Here is a 15,663-nt window from a genome sequence, read left to right as displayed (position 1 = left end):
TCAGCGGTCTCCGGCCAGGAGGAGCTCGGCCTGCCGCCGCTCCACCGTGGCCTCGGTGGTGCGGCCGACCGCCTGGAGGAGGTCGGCGAGCAGGGCGTGGGAGCGGTGCTGGAGGGCCGCGTCGCCGACCGTGCGCCCGAGCGCGACGGCCAGTTGGGCGGCGACCAGGGCGAGGCCCGGGCGGCCGAGCGCGTCCAGGGCCCGGGCCCGGCTCTGCGTGGCCAGCACGACGTCCACGCCGCCGGGGCGGGCGGTGGCGGCCTGCAGCGCCTCGTCGGCGTGGGCGAGGGCCGGGCCGGGCGCGCCCGCCAGCACCAGGGCGTCGGCGAGGTCGCTGAGGGACCGGGCCAGCAGGTGGCCTGCGCCCGGCATCCGGGCACCGGCCACCAGGGCGGTCAGCAGCGGCAGCGCCTGGTCGTACCGGCCCGCCCGGACCAGGGCGTCGGCGACCCGGGCCCGGCAGCGGTGGCGCAGCAGCGGGTCGTCGGCCCGGTCGGCCGTGGTGACCGCCCGGTCCAGGTGTTCGGCGGCGCCGCGGAACACCCGCCGGTCGACCAGCAGGACGGCGAGGTCGGTGCAGAGCCGGGCCTCGGCGGCCGGGTCGGCGCAGGCACGGGCGGCTCGCAGGCCGGCCTCGACGGTGGTCCGCCAGTGGGTGCGGTCGAAGTCGGTGCGCTCGTAGAGGCGCCCGGCCCGGTGGGCGAGCTGCCAGGCCTCGACGGTGCGGCCGTGCTCCTCGGCGCAGAGCACCACCGCGCGCACGGCGCCCTCCTCCCGCCGGAACCAGGCCTCGGCCCGCCCCGCACCGGCCGGGCCGGGTGCGTCGGCCGCGGTCTCGGCCAGGTAGTGGCCGATCAGCCGGTCCAGGGCGGCGAGCCGCTCGTCGCAGGTGAGGTCGGCGGCCAGCCGGGCGCTGTAGCGGCGGACCAGCTCGCGCCGGGTGTAACGGCCGGGTGTCGTCTCCTCCAGGAGGTGGGTCGCGTCGAGCCGGGCCAGCAGCGTCCGGGCGGCGGCGGGTGGCAGGTCGGCGAGCGCGGCCGCGGTGCCGGTCCCGATCACCCGGCCGGGGTGCAGGCCGAGCAGGGTGAACAGCCGGGCCGCGGCGGGCGTCAGCGTGCGGTACGTCAGGTCGAGGGCCGCGGTGATGCCGAGCGGGCCGCCCGTCCCGGCGAGCGCGGCGTGCCCGGCCTCGTCGTCGGAGAGTTCCGCGGCGAGGTCGCCCAGGGTCCAGCCGGGCCGGGCGGACAGCCGGGCGGCCGCCAGGCGCAGGGCGAGCGGCAGGCGGTCGCACCGTTCGGCGAGTTCGACGGCGGCCTGCGGCTCGGCGGCCACCCGGGCCGCGCCCAGGCTCCGGGCGAGCAGGTCGCCGGCCTCGGCGGGGGTCAGCACGTCCAGCGGCACCGGGATGCCGCCCTCCCGGAGCAGGAGGTGGCGCAGCCGGCTGCGGCTGGTGACGACCGTGACGGGCCCGGCGGGTGCGGCTCCCCCGGCGAGCGGCAGGCCGGGGTCGGGCGGCGGGTCCGGCAGCAGCGGGGCGAGCTGCTCGTACGAGCGCGCGTCGTCCAGGACGAGCAGCATCCGGCGGCCCGTCAGCAGGTCGCGGTAGCGGCGGGCGCGGTCGTCGGGCGAGTCGGGCAGCTCGTCCTCCGGGACTCCGAGGGCGGTCAGCAGGACGCCCAGCACCTCGGCGGGGTCGCGTGGTCCGTCCTTGGCGAAGCCGCGCAGGTCGACGTGGAGCCGGCCGTCGGGGAAACGGTCGGCGGAGCGGTGTGCCCAGTAGTGGACCAGGCCGGTCTTGCCGACCCCGGCGGGCCCGGTGACCAGGATCGGGCGGCCGGCGGGACCGGTGGCGACCGCCTCGTCCAGCCGGTCGAGTTCGGCCGTCCGGCCGACGAAGCGCCGGTCGGCGGGCGGCGGCGCGGCCGGTGCCGGCCCCGCGGGTGCCGTGGGGCCGGGCCGGGGCGCGGGGGCCGCGGACGGCGGGCCGGCGTCCGCCCGCCGGCCGAGCCGCTCGCCGGCCAGGCGCAGCTCGGGGCCCGGTGCGCCCGGCAGTGCGGCCACCGTCCGGTCGTACCGGGCGATGGCCTCGTCGTGGCGGCCGGCCTGGCCGAGGCAGGTGATCAGCCGGGCGGCCAGCCCCTGCCGGGAGGGGTGGGCCGCCGCGGCTTCGGTGAGTTCTGCGACGAGTTCGCCGCCCCGGCCCGCCCGGCAGAAGCCGTCGGCGAGCCGGTCGAGGGCGCGCAGCCGCAGGTCGTCCAGGTGCGGGGCGGTCCGTTCCCGGAGCAGGGTGGAGCCGCAGTCGGTGAGCGCGGCGCCGTGCCAGAGGTCGACGGCGGCGCGCAGGAGCGGGAGTGCCGGGTCCTCGTCCGGGCGCGTGCCGGGGCCGGCGGGGCCCGGTCCGGCGGGGTCGGGGCGGCCGGGCAGGTGCAGGCCGGCCCGGTCGCAGAGCCGCTGGAAGCGCAGCGCGTCGACGCGGTCGGGGTCGCCGGTGAGGACGTAGCCGGTGCCGCGGGTGCCGAGGGCGAGTGAGTCGTCGTCAAGTACGCGGCGCAGGGCGGTGATGTGCCCCTGGAGGGCGGCGCGGGCGGTGGGCGGCGCGGTGGCGTCCCAGACCAGTTCGATCAGTTCGTCGGTGGCGACGAGCTGGTCGAAGCGGATGGCGAGCGCGCTCAGCAGGGCGCGGCGCTTGGGGGCCGAGGGTGTGACCGGCGCCCCGTCGTCACGCCGGACGGCGACCGGTCCGAGCAGGTCGATCCGCATGCGGCCGCTCCCCCTCCCGCGCCGGGCGGGCATTCCGCCCGGCGGCGCTTCTCCGAGCCGTCCGAAGCCGCTCGATTCGCTGATGATCCGGTCGGTCGGGTCGGTCCGACCGGCGGCGGCCGGACGGTCCCGGGCAACGACGAGGGCGTCCGATCCGGCCGGTCCGTCCGAAGGATAGGCCCGGGCCGGCCGGTGGCCCACGCCGGGTCCGCCGCCGGCCGGTCGCCCGCCGCCCGTCGCCGTCCGTGGCGCGGCCGACACCTGCGGGCACTACACTGCACCACCCGGGACGGTCCCGGGCCTGGTCGGGGTGGTCTGAGGGTGAGGGGTACGGGTGCGGATTCGGCTCCTCGGCCCGGTGGAACTGCGCGCCGGGGCAACCGACTTCGCGGCTCTTCCGGGGGCGCAGCGGCGGGCGGTCCTGGCGCTGCTGGCCCTGCGGCTGGGGCGGGTGGTCGCCGTCGACACCTTCTGCGAACTGCTCTGGGGCGAGTGGCCGCCGGCCAGCGCCCGGGCGGCGCTCCAGGGGCACGTGGCCGCGTTGCGCAAGGCACTCGCCGGGACGCCGTTCGTGCTGCACACCCGGGCGCCCGGCTATCTGCTCACCGGGCCGGCCGACGAGGTGGACGCGCTGCGGTTCGAGGCGCTGACCGGCCGGGCCGACCGGCACGCCGGCCGCCACGAAGGCAGCGCGGACTCCTACGGCTGCGACGGCTGTGACGACTCCGGCGGCTGCGCCGCGGACGACGCGGCGATCGCGCTGCTGGAGCAGGCGCTGCGGCTCTGGCGCGGCGGCGCACTGGCCGACCTGCCCGACACCGCACCGCGCCGCGCCCTGGTGGAGCAGCTGGACCAGGCCCACACCCGGGCCCTGATCGCCTGGGCCGGGCTGCGCCTGCGCCAGGGCAGCGGCGCGGCGGCCGTGCCCGTCCTGGAACAGAGCGTCCGGGCCGACGGGCTGCGCGAGGAGGTGGTGGCGCTGCTGGTCCGGTGCCTGCACCAGAGCGGGCGGCAGGCGGACGCGCTCACCGCGTACCACCGCGCCCGCGTGAGGCTCGACGGCGAGCTCGGCATCCGGCCCGGCCCGGCCCTCCAGGCGGCCCTCGCCGAGGTACTGGCCGGTGGCGGGGCCACGCCGCCTTCGCCGCCCCGGGCCCGTCCGGCCGACCCCGCGCCGACGGCGCCGGAGCCGGCCGCCCACCCCGTGCCGCGCCAACTCCCGCGCCCGCCGGTGGACTTCGCCGGCCGAGAGACCGAACGGCAGTGGCTGGACCGGATGTGCGGGCCGGACCGCGGTGACGACGGTCCGGCACTGGTGGTCGGCCCGGCCGGGGTCGGCAAGAGCGCCACCGTCCTCGCCTGGGCGCACCGCGCGGCCGGGGACTTCCCGGACGGCCTGCTCTTCGCCGACCTGCGCGGCTTCGACCCGGACGGCCCGGCGGACCCGGCGGAGCTGCTCGGCCGGTTCCTGCTCGCGCTGGGCGTGCCGGCCTCCGAGATCCCCGCGGACGGGGCCGGGCGGACCGCCCGCTACCGCGACCGGACACGCGGGCGGCGGCTGCTGGTGGTCCTGGACAACGCCCTCGACGCCGAGCAGGTCGCCGAGCTGCTGCCCGGCGCGGGGTGCGCGGCCGTCGTCACCAGCCGGGGATCACTGGAGGGCCTGCTGGTCGCCGAGGGGGCCGCCCTGCTGCGCCTGGCCCCGCTGCCGGAGGCCGACGCCCTGCTGCTGCTGGAGCACGGCCTGACGCCCGCGCGGGTGCGGGCCGAGCCGGCGGCCGCCGCGCGGCTGGCCGGGCTCTGCGACCGGCTGCCGCTGGCGCTGCGGACCGCGGTCGCCAGGCTGGCCGCCCGGCCGGACTGGACGATCGCCGAGCTGGCCGACGAACTCGCCGACGAGCGCACCCGCCTGGGCGCGCTGGAGGCCGACGGGGTGGCCGGTGTCGGCGAGGCACTGGAGCAGACGTACCGTCACCTCTCGCTCGACGCCACGCTGTTGTTCGCCCTCCTCGCGACCCACCCGGGCCGGGATGTGGACGCCCTCGCGAGCGCGGCACTGCTCGGCGCCGACCCGGCCGCCGCCCGCGCCACCCTGGGCGAGCTGGTCGCGCACCATGTGCTCACCGAGACCGCGCCCGGACGGTACGGCCGCCCCGACCTGGTCCGCCTGTTCGGCGTCCAGCTGCTCGCCGAACAGGCGGAGGGGTTCCGCCGGATCGGCACCGAGCGGCTGCTGGACTACTACCTGGAGGCCGCCTGGCACTGCGGCGAGCAGGTGGAACCGGGGCAGGACAGCCTCGGCGAGCGCGTCCACCCGCCGGTCGCGCTGCCGCCGGTGACCGGCACCCGCGGCGCGCTCGACTGGTTCGCGGCCGAGGAGCCGGCGATCCGCGCCCTGGTCATCGCGACCGCCGGCACCGACCCCGGGCGGGCCTGGCGGCTGGCTGCGGCCGCCTGCCCGCTCTACTACGGCTCCAGCCGCTTCACCGACTGGCTGGACTGCCTGCGCGCGGGCGGACGGGCCGCCGAGGCCTGCGACGACCGGGTCGGCATCGCCCTGCTGCGCGGGGCGGTGGCCAACGCCCTGCTCGGCCTGGAACGCCGCCAGGAGGCGGCCGAGGTCGCCCGCACGGCCGTGGCGGGCACGTCCCCCGCGGACGGCGCCGCACACCTGCGGGCACTCGCCACCCTGGCGCTGGCCACCGCCCTGCGGGGGGACACCGCCGAGGCCACCCGGCTGGCCGCCACGGCGTTGGCGCTCGCCGAGGAGACCGGCGACGCCCGGCGCCTCTCCTACGCGCTCGGCTACCAGGCCGGGGTCAGCCTGCTGGCCGGCGACCGGGAGGGGGCGCTGCGCCAGGCCCGTGAGGCCAGGGGCCTGCTGCCCGGCCTCCCGGCCTCCACGATCCAGCTCTGGTCGATGCTGACGGAGGCGCAGGCACTGCAGGCGCTCGGCCGGCACGAGGCCGGCGAGCTGGCCTGGCACCGCCTGCTGGCCACCTGCGAGGAGGCGGGCATGCTGCACCTGCAGGCCCTCGCCGAACAGTCCTACGCCACCTTCCTGGCGGCCCGCGGCCGCGAGCCGGAGGCCGTCGGCCGGATGCGCTCGGCGCTCGGCCGCTTCCGCTCCTGCGGCCATCTGGCCGGCGCGACCAGCGAACGGGCCACCGTCATCGAGGAGGCGCTGAACGCGCGGACCGACCGGCAGATCTGACGGCTGGTCAGCCGGCTCCGGCGGCCCCGGCCGTCAGGCGCCCACCCCGCGGCGCACGGGGGCCGCCGTCGCGGTGCGGGCCTCCTTCGGGCCGTACCCGTGCTCCGCCGCCAGGACCGGGCGCAGGGCGCGGATCGCATAGAAGTTGCGGGACTTGACCGTGCCCGGCGGCACGCCGAGCCGGGTGGCGGCGTCCGCCACCGACCGGTCGTTCAGGTGCAGCTCGACCAGCACGTCGCGGTGGTGCTGCTGGAGCCGCCGGAGCGCCGAGTCGACGTCCCGGGCGACGACCACCTGGTCGTACGGGTCCTCGGTGACCGGGCGGTCCGTCGACTCCTCGCCGAGCACCTCGCGGGCGCGGGCGGCGGCCATCCGGTAGTGGTCGATGGCGATCCGCCGGGCGACGGTGAACAGCCAGGGCCGGCTCTGCTCGGGCCCGGCCGCCAGCGCCTCGGGGTTCTGCCAGGCACGCAGCAGGGTCTCCTGCAGGATGTCCTCGGCCTTGCCGCGATCGCCGCCGGTCACCCGCAGCAGCGCCCGCAGCAGGTAGCCGCCGTGCAGGCGGTGGATCTCGGCGAGGGTGTCCGGGTCGAGGGTCGGACGGGCCTTGCGCGCGGCGGCCGCGGCGGACTTGGCGGCGGACCGGGCTGCGGCGGCGGCCTTGGCGTCCGCAGCGGCCGACGGCTCGGCGGGCCGCAGGGTGCCGGACTGGGGAGGGGGGCCCGGCTGTGACGGGATGACCGGGTGGGTGACGGGGTGCTTCTGGGTGACCGGGTGCGGCTGGGTGACCGGCTGTGACGGGGTGGCCGGCTGTGACGGGGTGACGGGCGGCATGGGGAAGCGCTACCTCTCGGGTCGGGCAAGGGCAGGGCAGAGACCGACCGGAATCCCCCCGGTGGTCGGACACCAGGCTGCCGGGGGCCGCCAAGAGTGCACCAACATTCCGCCAACGCGCGCCCCGCGCCCGCTCAGCCCCTGGTGAGCGCGCCGACCAGCTCCTGGACCCCGTCCTCACCCCGGTGCTCGATCAGCACGGCCACCCACTCGGCGAGCCGTTCCCGGTCGGCCACCGACCAGGCCGCCGCGGACGGGTGCTCGTCGACGACCAGCACCGTCGCGAGCCGCAGCAGCGCGGGCAAGGGAGCCAGACGCGGCCGCCCCGCCGGCAGCGCGCGCAGGGCGATCCGCCGGGCGACGGCGATCACCTCGTGCGCCGGCGCCTCGGGTACCGCCAACGCGGGCGGCCCGGGCAGGCTCTCCACCCGCTCGCCCACCAGGGCCGCGACGAGGTCGCCCGGTCTCCGTCCGTCCGCCGCCATCGTTCTCCCTCCCCCGTCCCGAACCGGGACGCATGCCGACTCTCCTCGGTGGTGCCGGCCACTGGCCGTACACCCCGGGGAAACGGTATCGATTGGCCGCCGGATCCAGCAGCGGATTTCCGGCGGCCGGCCGCACAGCCGGCAACCTCACAGCAACCGGACGGACGGGCGCTCGCCGCCCTGCCGCCCGCCGGCCTGCTGTAGGGGCCGTCCTAGAACGTCGTCCAGTCGTCGTTGTCGGGGGTGTTGAGGGTCTTGATGCGCTCGCCGTCGGGGAGGTCGAAGCTGTCGGTGCCGATCTTGAACTTGCTGCCGTCGGCCTTGCGGCCGTAGATCACGACCGTCTCACTACCCCGGCCGCTCAGCGACACACCGACGCAGCGCCCTGACTCGGCGACCGCGGTGGACATGTTGCCCCGCTTCGGGAACACCGCGTAGGAGGCGTAGTTGCCGTACGAACACAGCACGAAGTTCTTCCCGGCGGGGATGGCCGGCTGCTTCGGCTCCGTCGGATCCAGGTCCCCGGCGTGCGCGGAGGTGGCGCCGGTGAGACCGATCAGACCGGTGGCCATGAGCAGGCCGACCGTACGGACGGCGCGGGTCGTGGTGGTACGCATCTGGTCCTCCGAGCGCTACGGGAGCGCCGCATGCGCCCGATCCGCTCAACGGGCCCGCCGTCTGAAGCGGTTCACCGCCGCTTCCGGCACCCCGGGCGCGGCCGACGGGAGCAGCCGGCGGGGGCGTCCGGCCCGGCCGCCGGGTGAACCGGGACGGGCGGACAGCCGTATTCCTGACTGGACGGGCCGACACGGCGGACACCCCGGGAGGGACACGGCATGACGTTCGCGGACGACAGCCCCGGCCAGGTACGACGCCCCGGCCCGGAGGACCATCCGGACTACACGCCGGCCGACTGGCCCGTCCCCGTGCCGGTGGTCGCCCGGCGGCCGCTCGACACGCTGGGAACCCAGCTGATCCCGCCCGCCGAACGGTCGTTGTTCGCCCGTGCCGCGGCCGCCGGGGAACCGCCCGCTCCGGCGGACCCGCCCCCGACCGTACCGGCCCCGTCCGCGAGCCCCGTACCGGCCCCGGCCCCGGCCGGACCTGCGTCGCCGCCGGCACCACCCACCGCGTTCGCCGGATTCGCGCCCGCGGCGGGACCGCAGCCGCCGGCACCGCAGCGGCCGCGCATGCTGCGGCTGCCCTTCGCGGGCGGCGCGGAGGCACGACGGCTTCTGGTCGACCGGATCCGCACCCCGCTGCTCGGCTGCCACCGGATCGCCGTCCTCGGCCGGCCGGTCGAGGACCGCTGGACCGGTTCCCCGGTCACGCTGGCTGCCCTGCTCTCCCGTCACCGCTCGGACCGGGTGGTCGTCCTCGGCCTGGAGGACCGGGGCCCCCGCCGGGGTGCCGCCGGTCCGCCGGAGGGCGTACCGGCGAGCCTGTGGGCCGTGGGCGACGTGTTCGCGGCGGTGCCCGGGCCGGACGGTCTCACCCGTCCGGCCGACCGGCTCGAAGTGCTGACGACGCGTCCCGGCCCGTGGGCCCCCGCCCTCGACGCGGACCGCTACCGGCACGCGGCGGGACTGCTGGGCACGCACTACCCACTGGTCCTCAGTGACGCCACGGCCGCGGCGGACGACGTCCGGCAGGCCGCCGTCGAGCTCGCCGACCAGTTGGTGATCTGCGCGAGCACCTCGGCGGCCGACGCGGCGGCCGTGTCCACCCTGCTGGAGGGCCTGGTCGCGCAGGGGCACGGCGCACTCGTCCGCGGCGGCACCGTCGTCTTCACACCGTGCCCGCCCTCGGCGGCGGGGGCCGATCGCCCGGTACCGGCCCGCGAGCTGGTCGCACACTTCGGCGCCCGCTGCCGGGGCGTCGTCGTTCCCCCCGACCGCAGGCCCGCGTCGGCCGGGACGGCGATGCTGGAACTGGCCGCTCTGGTCGGCGACGCGCTGGCCGCGACCGTCCCGTGGGCGGCTGCCAGGCCGTACGCCGCCGCGGCCACCACCACGGGCCTGCCGGTGGCCGGGCACTGACCCACCGCTCCACACGCTCCACCCGCTCCGCCGGCTCCTCGCGACGCACGCGCCGCATGCCCGCGCGTTCGGAGGACCGCTCCGCACGCCCTACCCGGTCCCGGCTCCCTGCTCGGGCCTCGGTGGCTGCCAGCCGCGGGCCCGGCCGCGCGGGCCGACGACCCCGCCCACCGCGACCAGGCCGATCACACCCATGGCGCCCAGCGCCACGACGACCGCCTGGTGGGGGGCGGCGGAGTCCGGCCGGCCGGGCGGCATGGCCACGGCGGCCGGACCGGCGGTGACGGCGGCGGCGGGAGGCGACGGCTGTTCCTGCGGGAGGAGGGCGGTGACGGCCGCGACCGGGTCGACCGTGCCGTGGCCGACCTGCGGGTCGGGCGCCGGGCCGGCCGTCCGGTAGGCGGTCGCCTTCAGCCGCTGTGCCAGCTGGTCCGCGGTCAGGCCGGGGCGGTAGCCGAGCACCAGGGCTGCGGTGCCCGCCACGAACGCCGTCGCGTAGCTGGACCCGGTGCCCGTGTAGTAGCCGCCCGGGTTCGGGCCGACGCTCATCACCGCGTCGCCGGGGGCCGCCAGATCCACCCGGCCGCCGACCACTGCCGCGTCGCCCTCCGGGAGCGCACCGCCGGGTGCGAGGTCGCGGACGGCCAGCACCTCGGGATAGGCGGCCGGGTAGACCGGTTGCGGCTTCGCCGCGTCCCCCTGATTGGGGGGCGGCGCGTCCGGGGCCACCGGGGCGAGGACCAGCGCGCCCCGGCTCCGGGCCTGCCGCACCGCCGCCGCGAGCGCGTCACTGCCCGCCGGGACGGTCACGCCCACGTCGATGACGCGCGCGCCCCGCTCGACCGCGGCCGTGATCCCCTGGGCGAGGAGATCGGCGGTGGTGGCTCCGGTGTCGTCGGTGACGCCCACCGCGAGAATCCGGGCGTGCGGGGCCAGGCCGGCGAATCCGGTGCCGTCACGCCGGGCCGCGGCGATCAGGCCGGTCAGGAAGGTCCCGTGCCCGACGCAGTCGGCGGCCGGGTCGCCGGCCCCGGGCAGCTTGGCCGCGTAACCGATCCGCCCGGCGAGTGTGCCGGCCCCGTCGGACACCCCGGAACCGAGCACCGCGACGGTGACGCCGTCGCCCTGGCTCAGTGGCCAGACCCGGTCGGGCCGCAGGAAGGTCTGCGGCCAGGGGGTGAGCTGGGTGCCCTTGGCCGAGGCCGGCAGGCAGCCGGCCGGGCGCCCGGACGGGTCGCGGCGCAGCTGGCCGACGCCCGGTAGCGCGTCGGCCGGTGCGCCCGCCGCTGTCGGTGCGCCCGCCGCCGGCGCACCCGACGCCCCGGGTGACCCCGGTGCCGCCGACGGTCCGTGCGTGTCGGCCAGTGCCGTACCCGCCGTCAGCAGGCCGCAGGCCGGCAGCAGCAGGGCCCCGGCCAGCACTGCGGCCACCGGCCTCACAGGAAGCTGCCGATCCGCTCGGCCGGGATGTCCTGCGGCAGCAGCAGGCTCAGTTCGGCTAGGTCGGCGATGTCCAGCCGGGCCAGTCGGCCGGCCTGGCGGGTGATCATCGACTCCAGGACCTGCCGGGCGAAGCGTCCGTTCCCGAAGCTCCGGTCGCGCGGGACGGACGCGAACCGGACGCCGAGCGCCGCGAGGGTCTCCGGGGTGCAGCGGTAGCCGCCGGCCTCGGCCTGGAGCCGCACGATGGTGAGCAGTTCCTCGTCGCTGTAGTGGTCGAAGGTGATCTCCCGGGAGAAGCGCGACGCCAGACCGGGGTTGGAGGCCAGGAAGCCCTGCATCTCCTCCTGGTAGCCGGCCACGATCACGACGACCTCGTCGCGGTGGTCCTCCATCAGCTTCATCAGGGTGTCCACCGCCTCCTGGCCGAAGTCCCCGCCGGCGCCGTGGCGCGGCGTCAGGGTGTAGGCCTCGTCGATGAAGAGCACGCCGCCGCGGGCGCGTTCGAAGGCGTCCCGGGTCAACTGCGCGGTGTGGCCGATGTAGCGGCCGACCAGGTCGGCGCGGGCGGTCTCGATCAGCTGGCCGCTCGGCAGCACGCCGAGTTCGGCGAGCAGCTCGCCGTAGAGCCGGGCGACCGTGGTCTTTCCGGTGCCGGGCGGGCCGGAGAAGACCAGGTGGTGGCTGATGACGGCGGCCGGCAGCCCGGCTTCGACCCGGCGCCGGGTCTGCCGGGTGAGGTTGACGAGGTCCTCCACCTGTTCCTTCGCGGCAGCGAGCCCGACCATCGCGCGCAGCCGGTCGAGCAGGCCGGGCTCCTCGGGCTGCTGGGTGCCCGCGGTGGCGCGGGCGGCCGCGGCGGCGGCGTGCTCGTCGACGTCGGACGGGACGAGCAGGGCGAGGTCGGCGTTGTTGATGCTCTCCAGCTCGGCGAGCCGGGAGGCCTGGCGGTCGACCATCTCCTCGAACACCTTGCGGGCCGCCCGGCCGTTGCCGAAGTCGGCGCCCCTGGGCATCCGTTCGAAGTTCTGGGCGAGGGCCTCGCGGGTGCCGTCGGCGAGTTCGTAGCCGTGGCCGGCCGCCGCGCGTTCGACGATGGTGGTGAGTTCGTCGACGCTGTAGTTCGCGAACTCGACGGTCCGGCTGAACCGGGAGGCGAGGCCCGGGTTGGAGGCGAGGAAGGCGCGGATCTCGGCCTCGTAGCCCGCCACGATCACCACCAGGTCGTCGCGGTGGTCCTCCATCAGTTTGACCAGGGTGTCGATCGCCTCGCGGCCGAAGTCGGGGCCCGTCCCGCCGGAGCCCGCCGACAGGGTGTAGGCCTCGTCGATGAAGAGCACCCCGCCGAGGGCCTCCTTCACCACCTCGGTGGTCTTGAGCGCCGTACCGCCGATGATCGAGGCGACCAGGTCGGCCCGGGCCACCTCGACCAGGTGGCCGCTGCGCAGCACGCCGAGCTCCGCCAGGATGGCGCCGTAGAGCCGGGCCACGGTGGTCTTGCCGGTGCCGGGCGGGCCGGCGAAGACCAGGTGCCGGCTCATCGGCAGGGCCGGCAGCCCGGCCTGTTCGCGGCGTTTGGCCAGCTTGTTCAGGTTGACCAGGGTGGCGACCTGCTCCTTGACGCCCTCCAGGCCGACCAGCGTCCGCAGGACGGCCTGCGGGCCCTGCGGGCCGGCGTCCGGCCCGGCCGGGGCCGCGCCCCCGGAGGCCTCGCCCTCGCCTTCGGGGGTGTCGGCCGTACCGGCTGCTCCCGCCGCGGCGGTGGTGGTGCCGTGGGCGTCCGCCGTGCGGTTGTCGCGGCTGTCCAGGTTCTCGACCGACAGCCGTTCGCTGGACTCGCTCTGGCGCAGGCCGGCGCCCTGGTTCTCGGCGACCACGCAGTCGGTGAGCCGGACCGGCTCGGTGGTCTCCGAGCGGATGCCGTCCACCGTGTTGCCGGTCAGCCGGCACCCCGTCAGGGTGGCCCGGGCGCCGGGCAGCAGGTGGAGGCCGTGCCGGCGGTTGGCCCGCAGCCGTGACCTGGTCGCGGTCAGCTCGCCGCCGCGCTCGACGCTCACGCCGTCGTACTCGTTGTCGGCCGTCTCGACCTCGCGCAGGGTGGCGATGCCGTCGGCGCCGACCGAGATCCCGCTCGCCCGGCTGCCGCGCACGGCGCCGCCGCCGAGGTAGGTGTTGGCGCCGTCGGCGATCCGGACGCCGGACTTGCCCGCGTCGAGCACGGTCGCCTCCTCCAGCCGGCCGCGCCCGTCCCGCACCACCTCGACACCGTGTCCGGACGCGCCGGAGACGATGATCCGGCGCAGCAGCGGGTTGGCGCCCTCGCGGACGACGACGCCGTTGCCGGCCGCGTCGCGCACCTCCAGGCGGTCGAACTCGGCGGCGCTCTCCTCGCTCAGCTCCACGCCGTCGGCCTCGCCGTCGCGCACCACGGCCCGGACCAGGGTGGGTCCGGAGGACTCCCCGACGAAGATGCCCGCCTGGGCGGCGGAGGTGACCTCGAAGTCCTCGAAGGTGCCCCGGGAGCGGCCGGCGACGTGCAGGCCGTGGCCCTGGGTGCGGACCGCCCGGCAGCGGCGAAGCAGCGGGTCGGTGCCGTTGGCGAGGACGAACCCGTGACCGCGCACGGCGGTGACGGTGCACTCCTCCAGGACCACCCGGGCGGTGGAGCCGAGGAAGACGCCCTGTGCGCTGTCCCGGACCTCCGTCCGCACCAGCCGTGTGGTGCTCTGCTCCTCCAGTGCCACGGCGGGCTTGTCGGTGGCGGAGATCTCGCAGTCCTCGATCACCCCGCGGGCTTCGCCGTTGGCGCAGACGCCGTTGCCGCGGGCGTCGCGCAGCACGCAGCGCCGCACGACGGGGTTGGACCGCTCGCCGATCACCAGGGCGGAGGTGCCCAGGTGCTCGATCACGCTGTCCTCGACGACGCTGGTGCCGTCGGAGGTCTCCACCAGGCCGGCGCCGGCCGGGTTGGTCACCCGGCAGCCGCGCATCGCCAGCGAACCCTGCCGGCGGGTCAGCACGGCCGTCCAGGAGTTGCCGATCACCTCGCAGTCCTGGAGGGCGAGCTGGCCCTGTGGCACGTCCACGGCGGGCAGGTCGTCGTCCTGCCCCTGGATCACCAGTCCGGTCAGCTGGACCGCCTCGGCGAGGACCTGGACCACCGAGCCGCGCCGCGGGCTGATCCGCACACTCCCCCGGACGTCCTCGGCCGCGATGGTCACCATCTTGGTGACCACCAGGTTCTCGTCGTAGCGGCCGGGGCGCACCGAGATCACCGCCCCGCTTCGGGCGACCTGGAGGGCTTCACCGATCGTGCGGTAGGAGCCGGCCTCCCGCTGCTCCGCGCAGACCGTCAGCACCGGGCGCGACATGCCAGGGGTTCCCTTCGTCGGGGTGGGTTCACCGGCTGGGTCCGCCGAAGCGGGGCACCGGGATGGGTGGGTGCGGCAGACCGGGTGGCCGGCGCCGGCTCAGGAGGTGCAGGTGGCCTTGACCGCGGAGGCCGCGTGGTGGGCGTTGTTCTTGGTGGGGCCGACGAAGTCCTCGCCGCGGGTGTGCAGCGTGACGGTGAGCGAGCCCTGGTAGGCGTACGCCGTCTGGTCCACCCAACGGCCGCGGTTGGCGGTCTGGTTGATGACGAAGGAGCCGGACGTGCTGCCGCTCTTCACGGTGTAGAGCGTCGCCTTGCCGCCGACCTTCTTCAGGTCGCTGTCGCCCGGGATGTAGACGGACAGGGTGCAGCTCTTGACGTTGCCGAGGTTGAACGTCCACACCACGGAGTTGCTGTCGTCCTTGTTGGCATCGCCGGACATCGGCACCGAGACGTACGTGCCGTTGCAGCCGTCGCTGCTCCAGCCGCCGGAGTACTTCTTCCAGCCGATGTCGCCCTGGTCCCACCAGCCGATCGGGGTGTAGTTGGTGCCGCTGGCGCTGCAGTACGGGCCGGCCACCGCGACCAGGGGGGCGGGAGCGGGGGCCTTGGAGGCGGCGGGCGGCGGGACCGGCTGCTGCGCGGCGGGCGGGGCCGCCCCCTGGGCGGGCGGCGGCGGGGCGGCGGCCGCGCTGCCGCCCGAAGCGGCGCCTCCGGAGGCACTGCCCCCGCCCCCGCCACCCGCGCCACCGGCCGCGGGGGGCGGCGCCGCGGTGCCGGCTGCGGTCGGGGCCCCGCCGGATCGGGGCGAGGCCTTGCCGGGGGCCGGGGTACCGCCGGCGGGCGCGGCGGGGCCGGTAGCGGGCGCCGGCTGGCCGGCGGCCGGGTCGGGCGCGGGCGAGCCGCTCTCCCCGGCGGGCGCGGGCGTGCCGGGGGTGGCGTCGGGCGGGACCGAGGCGCCCGTGACGGCACCGTGCTGGTCGAACCCGGGGACGAAGCCGCTGCCGCCGTCGCCGTTCTCCGGGCCGTAGCCGGGCGGGGCGTCCGCCCGGGCCGGCCCGTGGTTCGGCTCTGACCCGCCGAGCCGGGTGGCCACCACCGACCCGCCGACCAGCACCAGCCCCACGGCGACGGCGGCCGCGATCATCGGCCGGGAGACCCGGCCCGGCTTCGGGCCGGCCGCTTCGGCCTCCCCCGCGGTATCGGGGTCGGCGGGGGAGGCGACGGCGATCGCCGTGGCCGCGCCGCCGGCGGGCGGCGCGGCCACGGAGGCGGCCCCGGAGGCGCCCGCGCCGGGCACCGGGGGCACCGGCGCGGTGGCACCGAGCGTGGTGCTGTTGCCGGCGGTGCTGATGGCGCCGGCGGCGGTGCGACTGGTGGTGCCCGGGCCGGGCGGGGCGGCGGCCGGCTTCTCCCCGTCCGGCGCGGGGGTCTCCTCCTCGGCCTCGGCCGCCACGGCCCAGTTCACCGCGGGGAGCTGAAACCCGGGCGTCGCCCGCTCCCCTGCACCGCGATTCTGCT

At 77.3% G+C, this 15,663-nt stretch carries 9 protein-coding genes; 2 read left to right on the top strand and 7 right to left on the bottom strand.

The annotated features are described in order from the left end of the window. Nucleotides 1-2,760: an AfsR/SARP family transcriptional regulator gene (locus tag ACZ5WK_RS26115; RefSeq protein ID WP_465550604.1), complete on the bottom strand. Its 2,760-nt coding sequence runs from the start codon at nt 2,758-2,760 to the stop codon at nt 1-3. Between the two features lie 334 nt (nt 2,761-3,094). Here ACZ5WK_RS26115 and ACZ5WK_RS26110 point away from each other — a divergent pair, with 334 nt between their 5' ends. Further along, nucleotides 3,095-5,974: an AfsR/SARP family transcriptional regulator gene (locus ACZ5WK_RS26110; protein ID WP_465550602.1), complete on the top strand. Its 2,880-nt coding sequence runs from the start codon at nt 3,095-3,097 to the stop codon at nt 5,972-5,974. A 33-nt stretch (nt 5,975-6,007) separates the two neighbouring features. On the opposite strand, the gene ACZ5WK_RS26105 is transcribed toward ACZ5WK_RS26110, so the two are convergent. The 3 genes from ACZ5WK_RS26105 to ACZ5WK_RS26095 all read right to left on the bottom strand — a co-directional run bounded on the left by ACZ5WK_RS26105 (nt 6,008) and on the right by ACZ5WK_RS26095 (nt 7,910). Beyond that, complete coding sequence (locus ACZ5WK_RS26105) at nt 6,008-6,808, bottom strand: sigma-70 family RNA polymerase sigma factor (protein ID WP_465550600.1); 801 nt, start codon at nt 6,806-6,808, stop codon at nt 6,008-6,010. Between the two features lie 134 nt (nt 6,809-6,942). Next, nucleotides 6,943-7,293: a hypothetical protein gene (locus ACZ5WK_RS26100; protein ID WP_465550598.1), complete on the bottom strand. Its 351-nt coding sequence runs from the start codon at nt 7,291-7,293 to the stop codon at nt 6,943-6,945. Nucleotides 7,294-7,505: 212 nt separating this feature from the next. Further along, nucleotides 7,506-7,910 (bottom strand): hypothetical protein, encoded by a 405-nt coding sequence (locus tag ACZ5WK_RS26095; protein WP_465550596.1) that lies wholly within the window; start codon nt 7,908-7,910, stop codon nt 7,506-7,508. Between the two features lie 219 nt (nt 7,911-8,129). On the opposite strand from ACZ5WK_RS26095, the gene ACZ5WK_RS26090 reads away from it, so the two are divergent. Continuing rightward, nucleotides 8,130-9,332, top strand: a complete 1,203-nt coding sequence (locus tag ACZ5WK_RS26090; protein WP_465550594.1) for a hypothetical protein — start codon at nt 8,130-8,132, stop codon at nt 9,330-9,332. A gap of 90 nt (nt 9,333-9,422) precedes the next feature. On the opposite strand, the gene ACZ5WK_RS26085 is transcribed toward ACZ5WK_RS26090, so the two are convergent. From ACZ5WK_RS26085 to ACZ5WK_RS26075, 3 genes are all read right to left on the bottom strand, one after another. Then, entirely contained in the window at nt 9,423-10,763 is a 1,341-nt protein-coding gene (locus ACZ5WK_RS26085) for a S8 family serine peptidase (protein ID WP_465550592.1), read from the bottom strand. Nucleotides 10,764-10,768: 5 nt separating this feature from the next. Continuing rightward, entirely contained in the window at nt 10,769-14,143 is a 3,375-nt protein-coding gene (locus ACZ5WK_RS26080) for a right-handed parallel beta-helix repeat-containing protein (protein WP_465550590.1), read from the bottom strand. A gap of 99 nt (nt 14,144-14,242) precedes the next feature. Beyond that, on the bottom strand, nt 14,243-15,610 hold the full coding sequence (locus ACZ5WK_RS26075) for a hypothetical protein (protein WP_465550588.1): 1,368 nt from the start codon (nt 15,608-15,610) through the stop codon (nt 14,243-14,245). Nucleotides 15,611-15,663 lie beyond the last annotated feature (53 nt).

This window comes from Kitasatospora sp. NPDC032757 (genome assembly GCF_055579305.1).
This window is presented reverse-complemented; position numbering and strand designations above follow the sequence as displayed.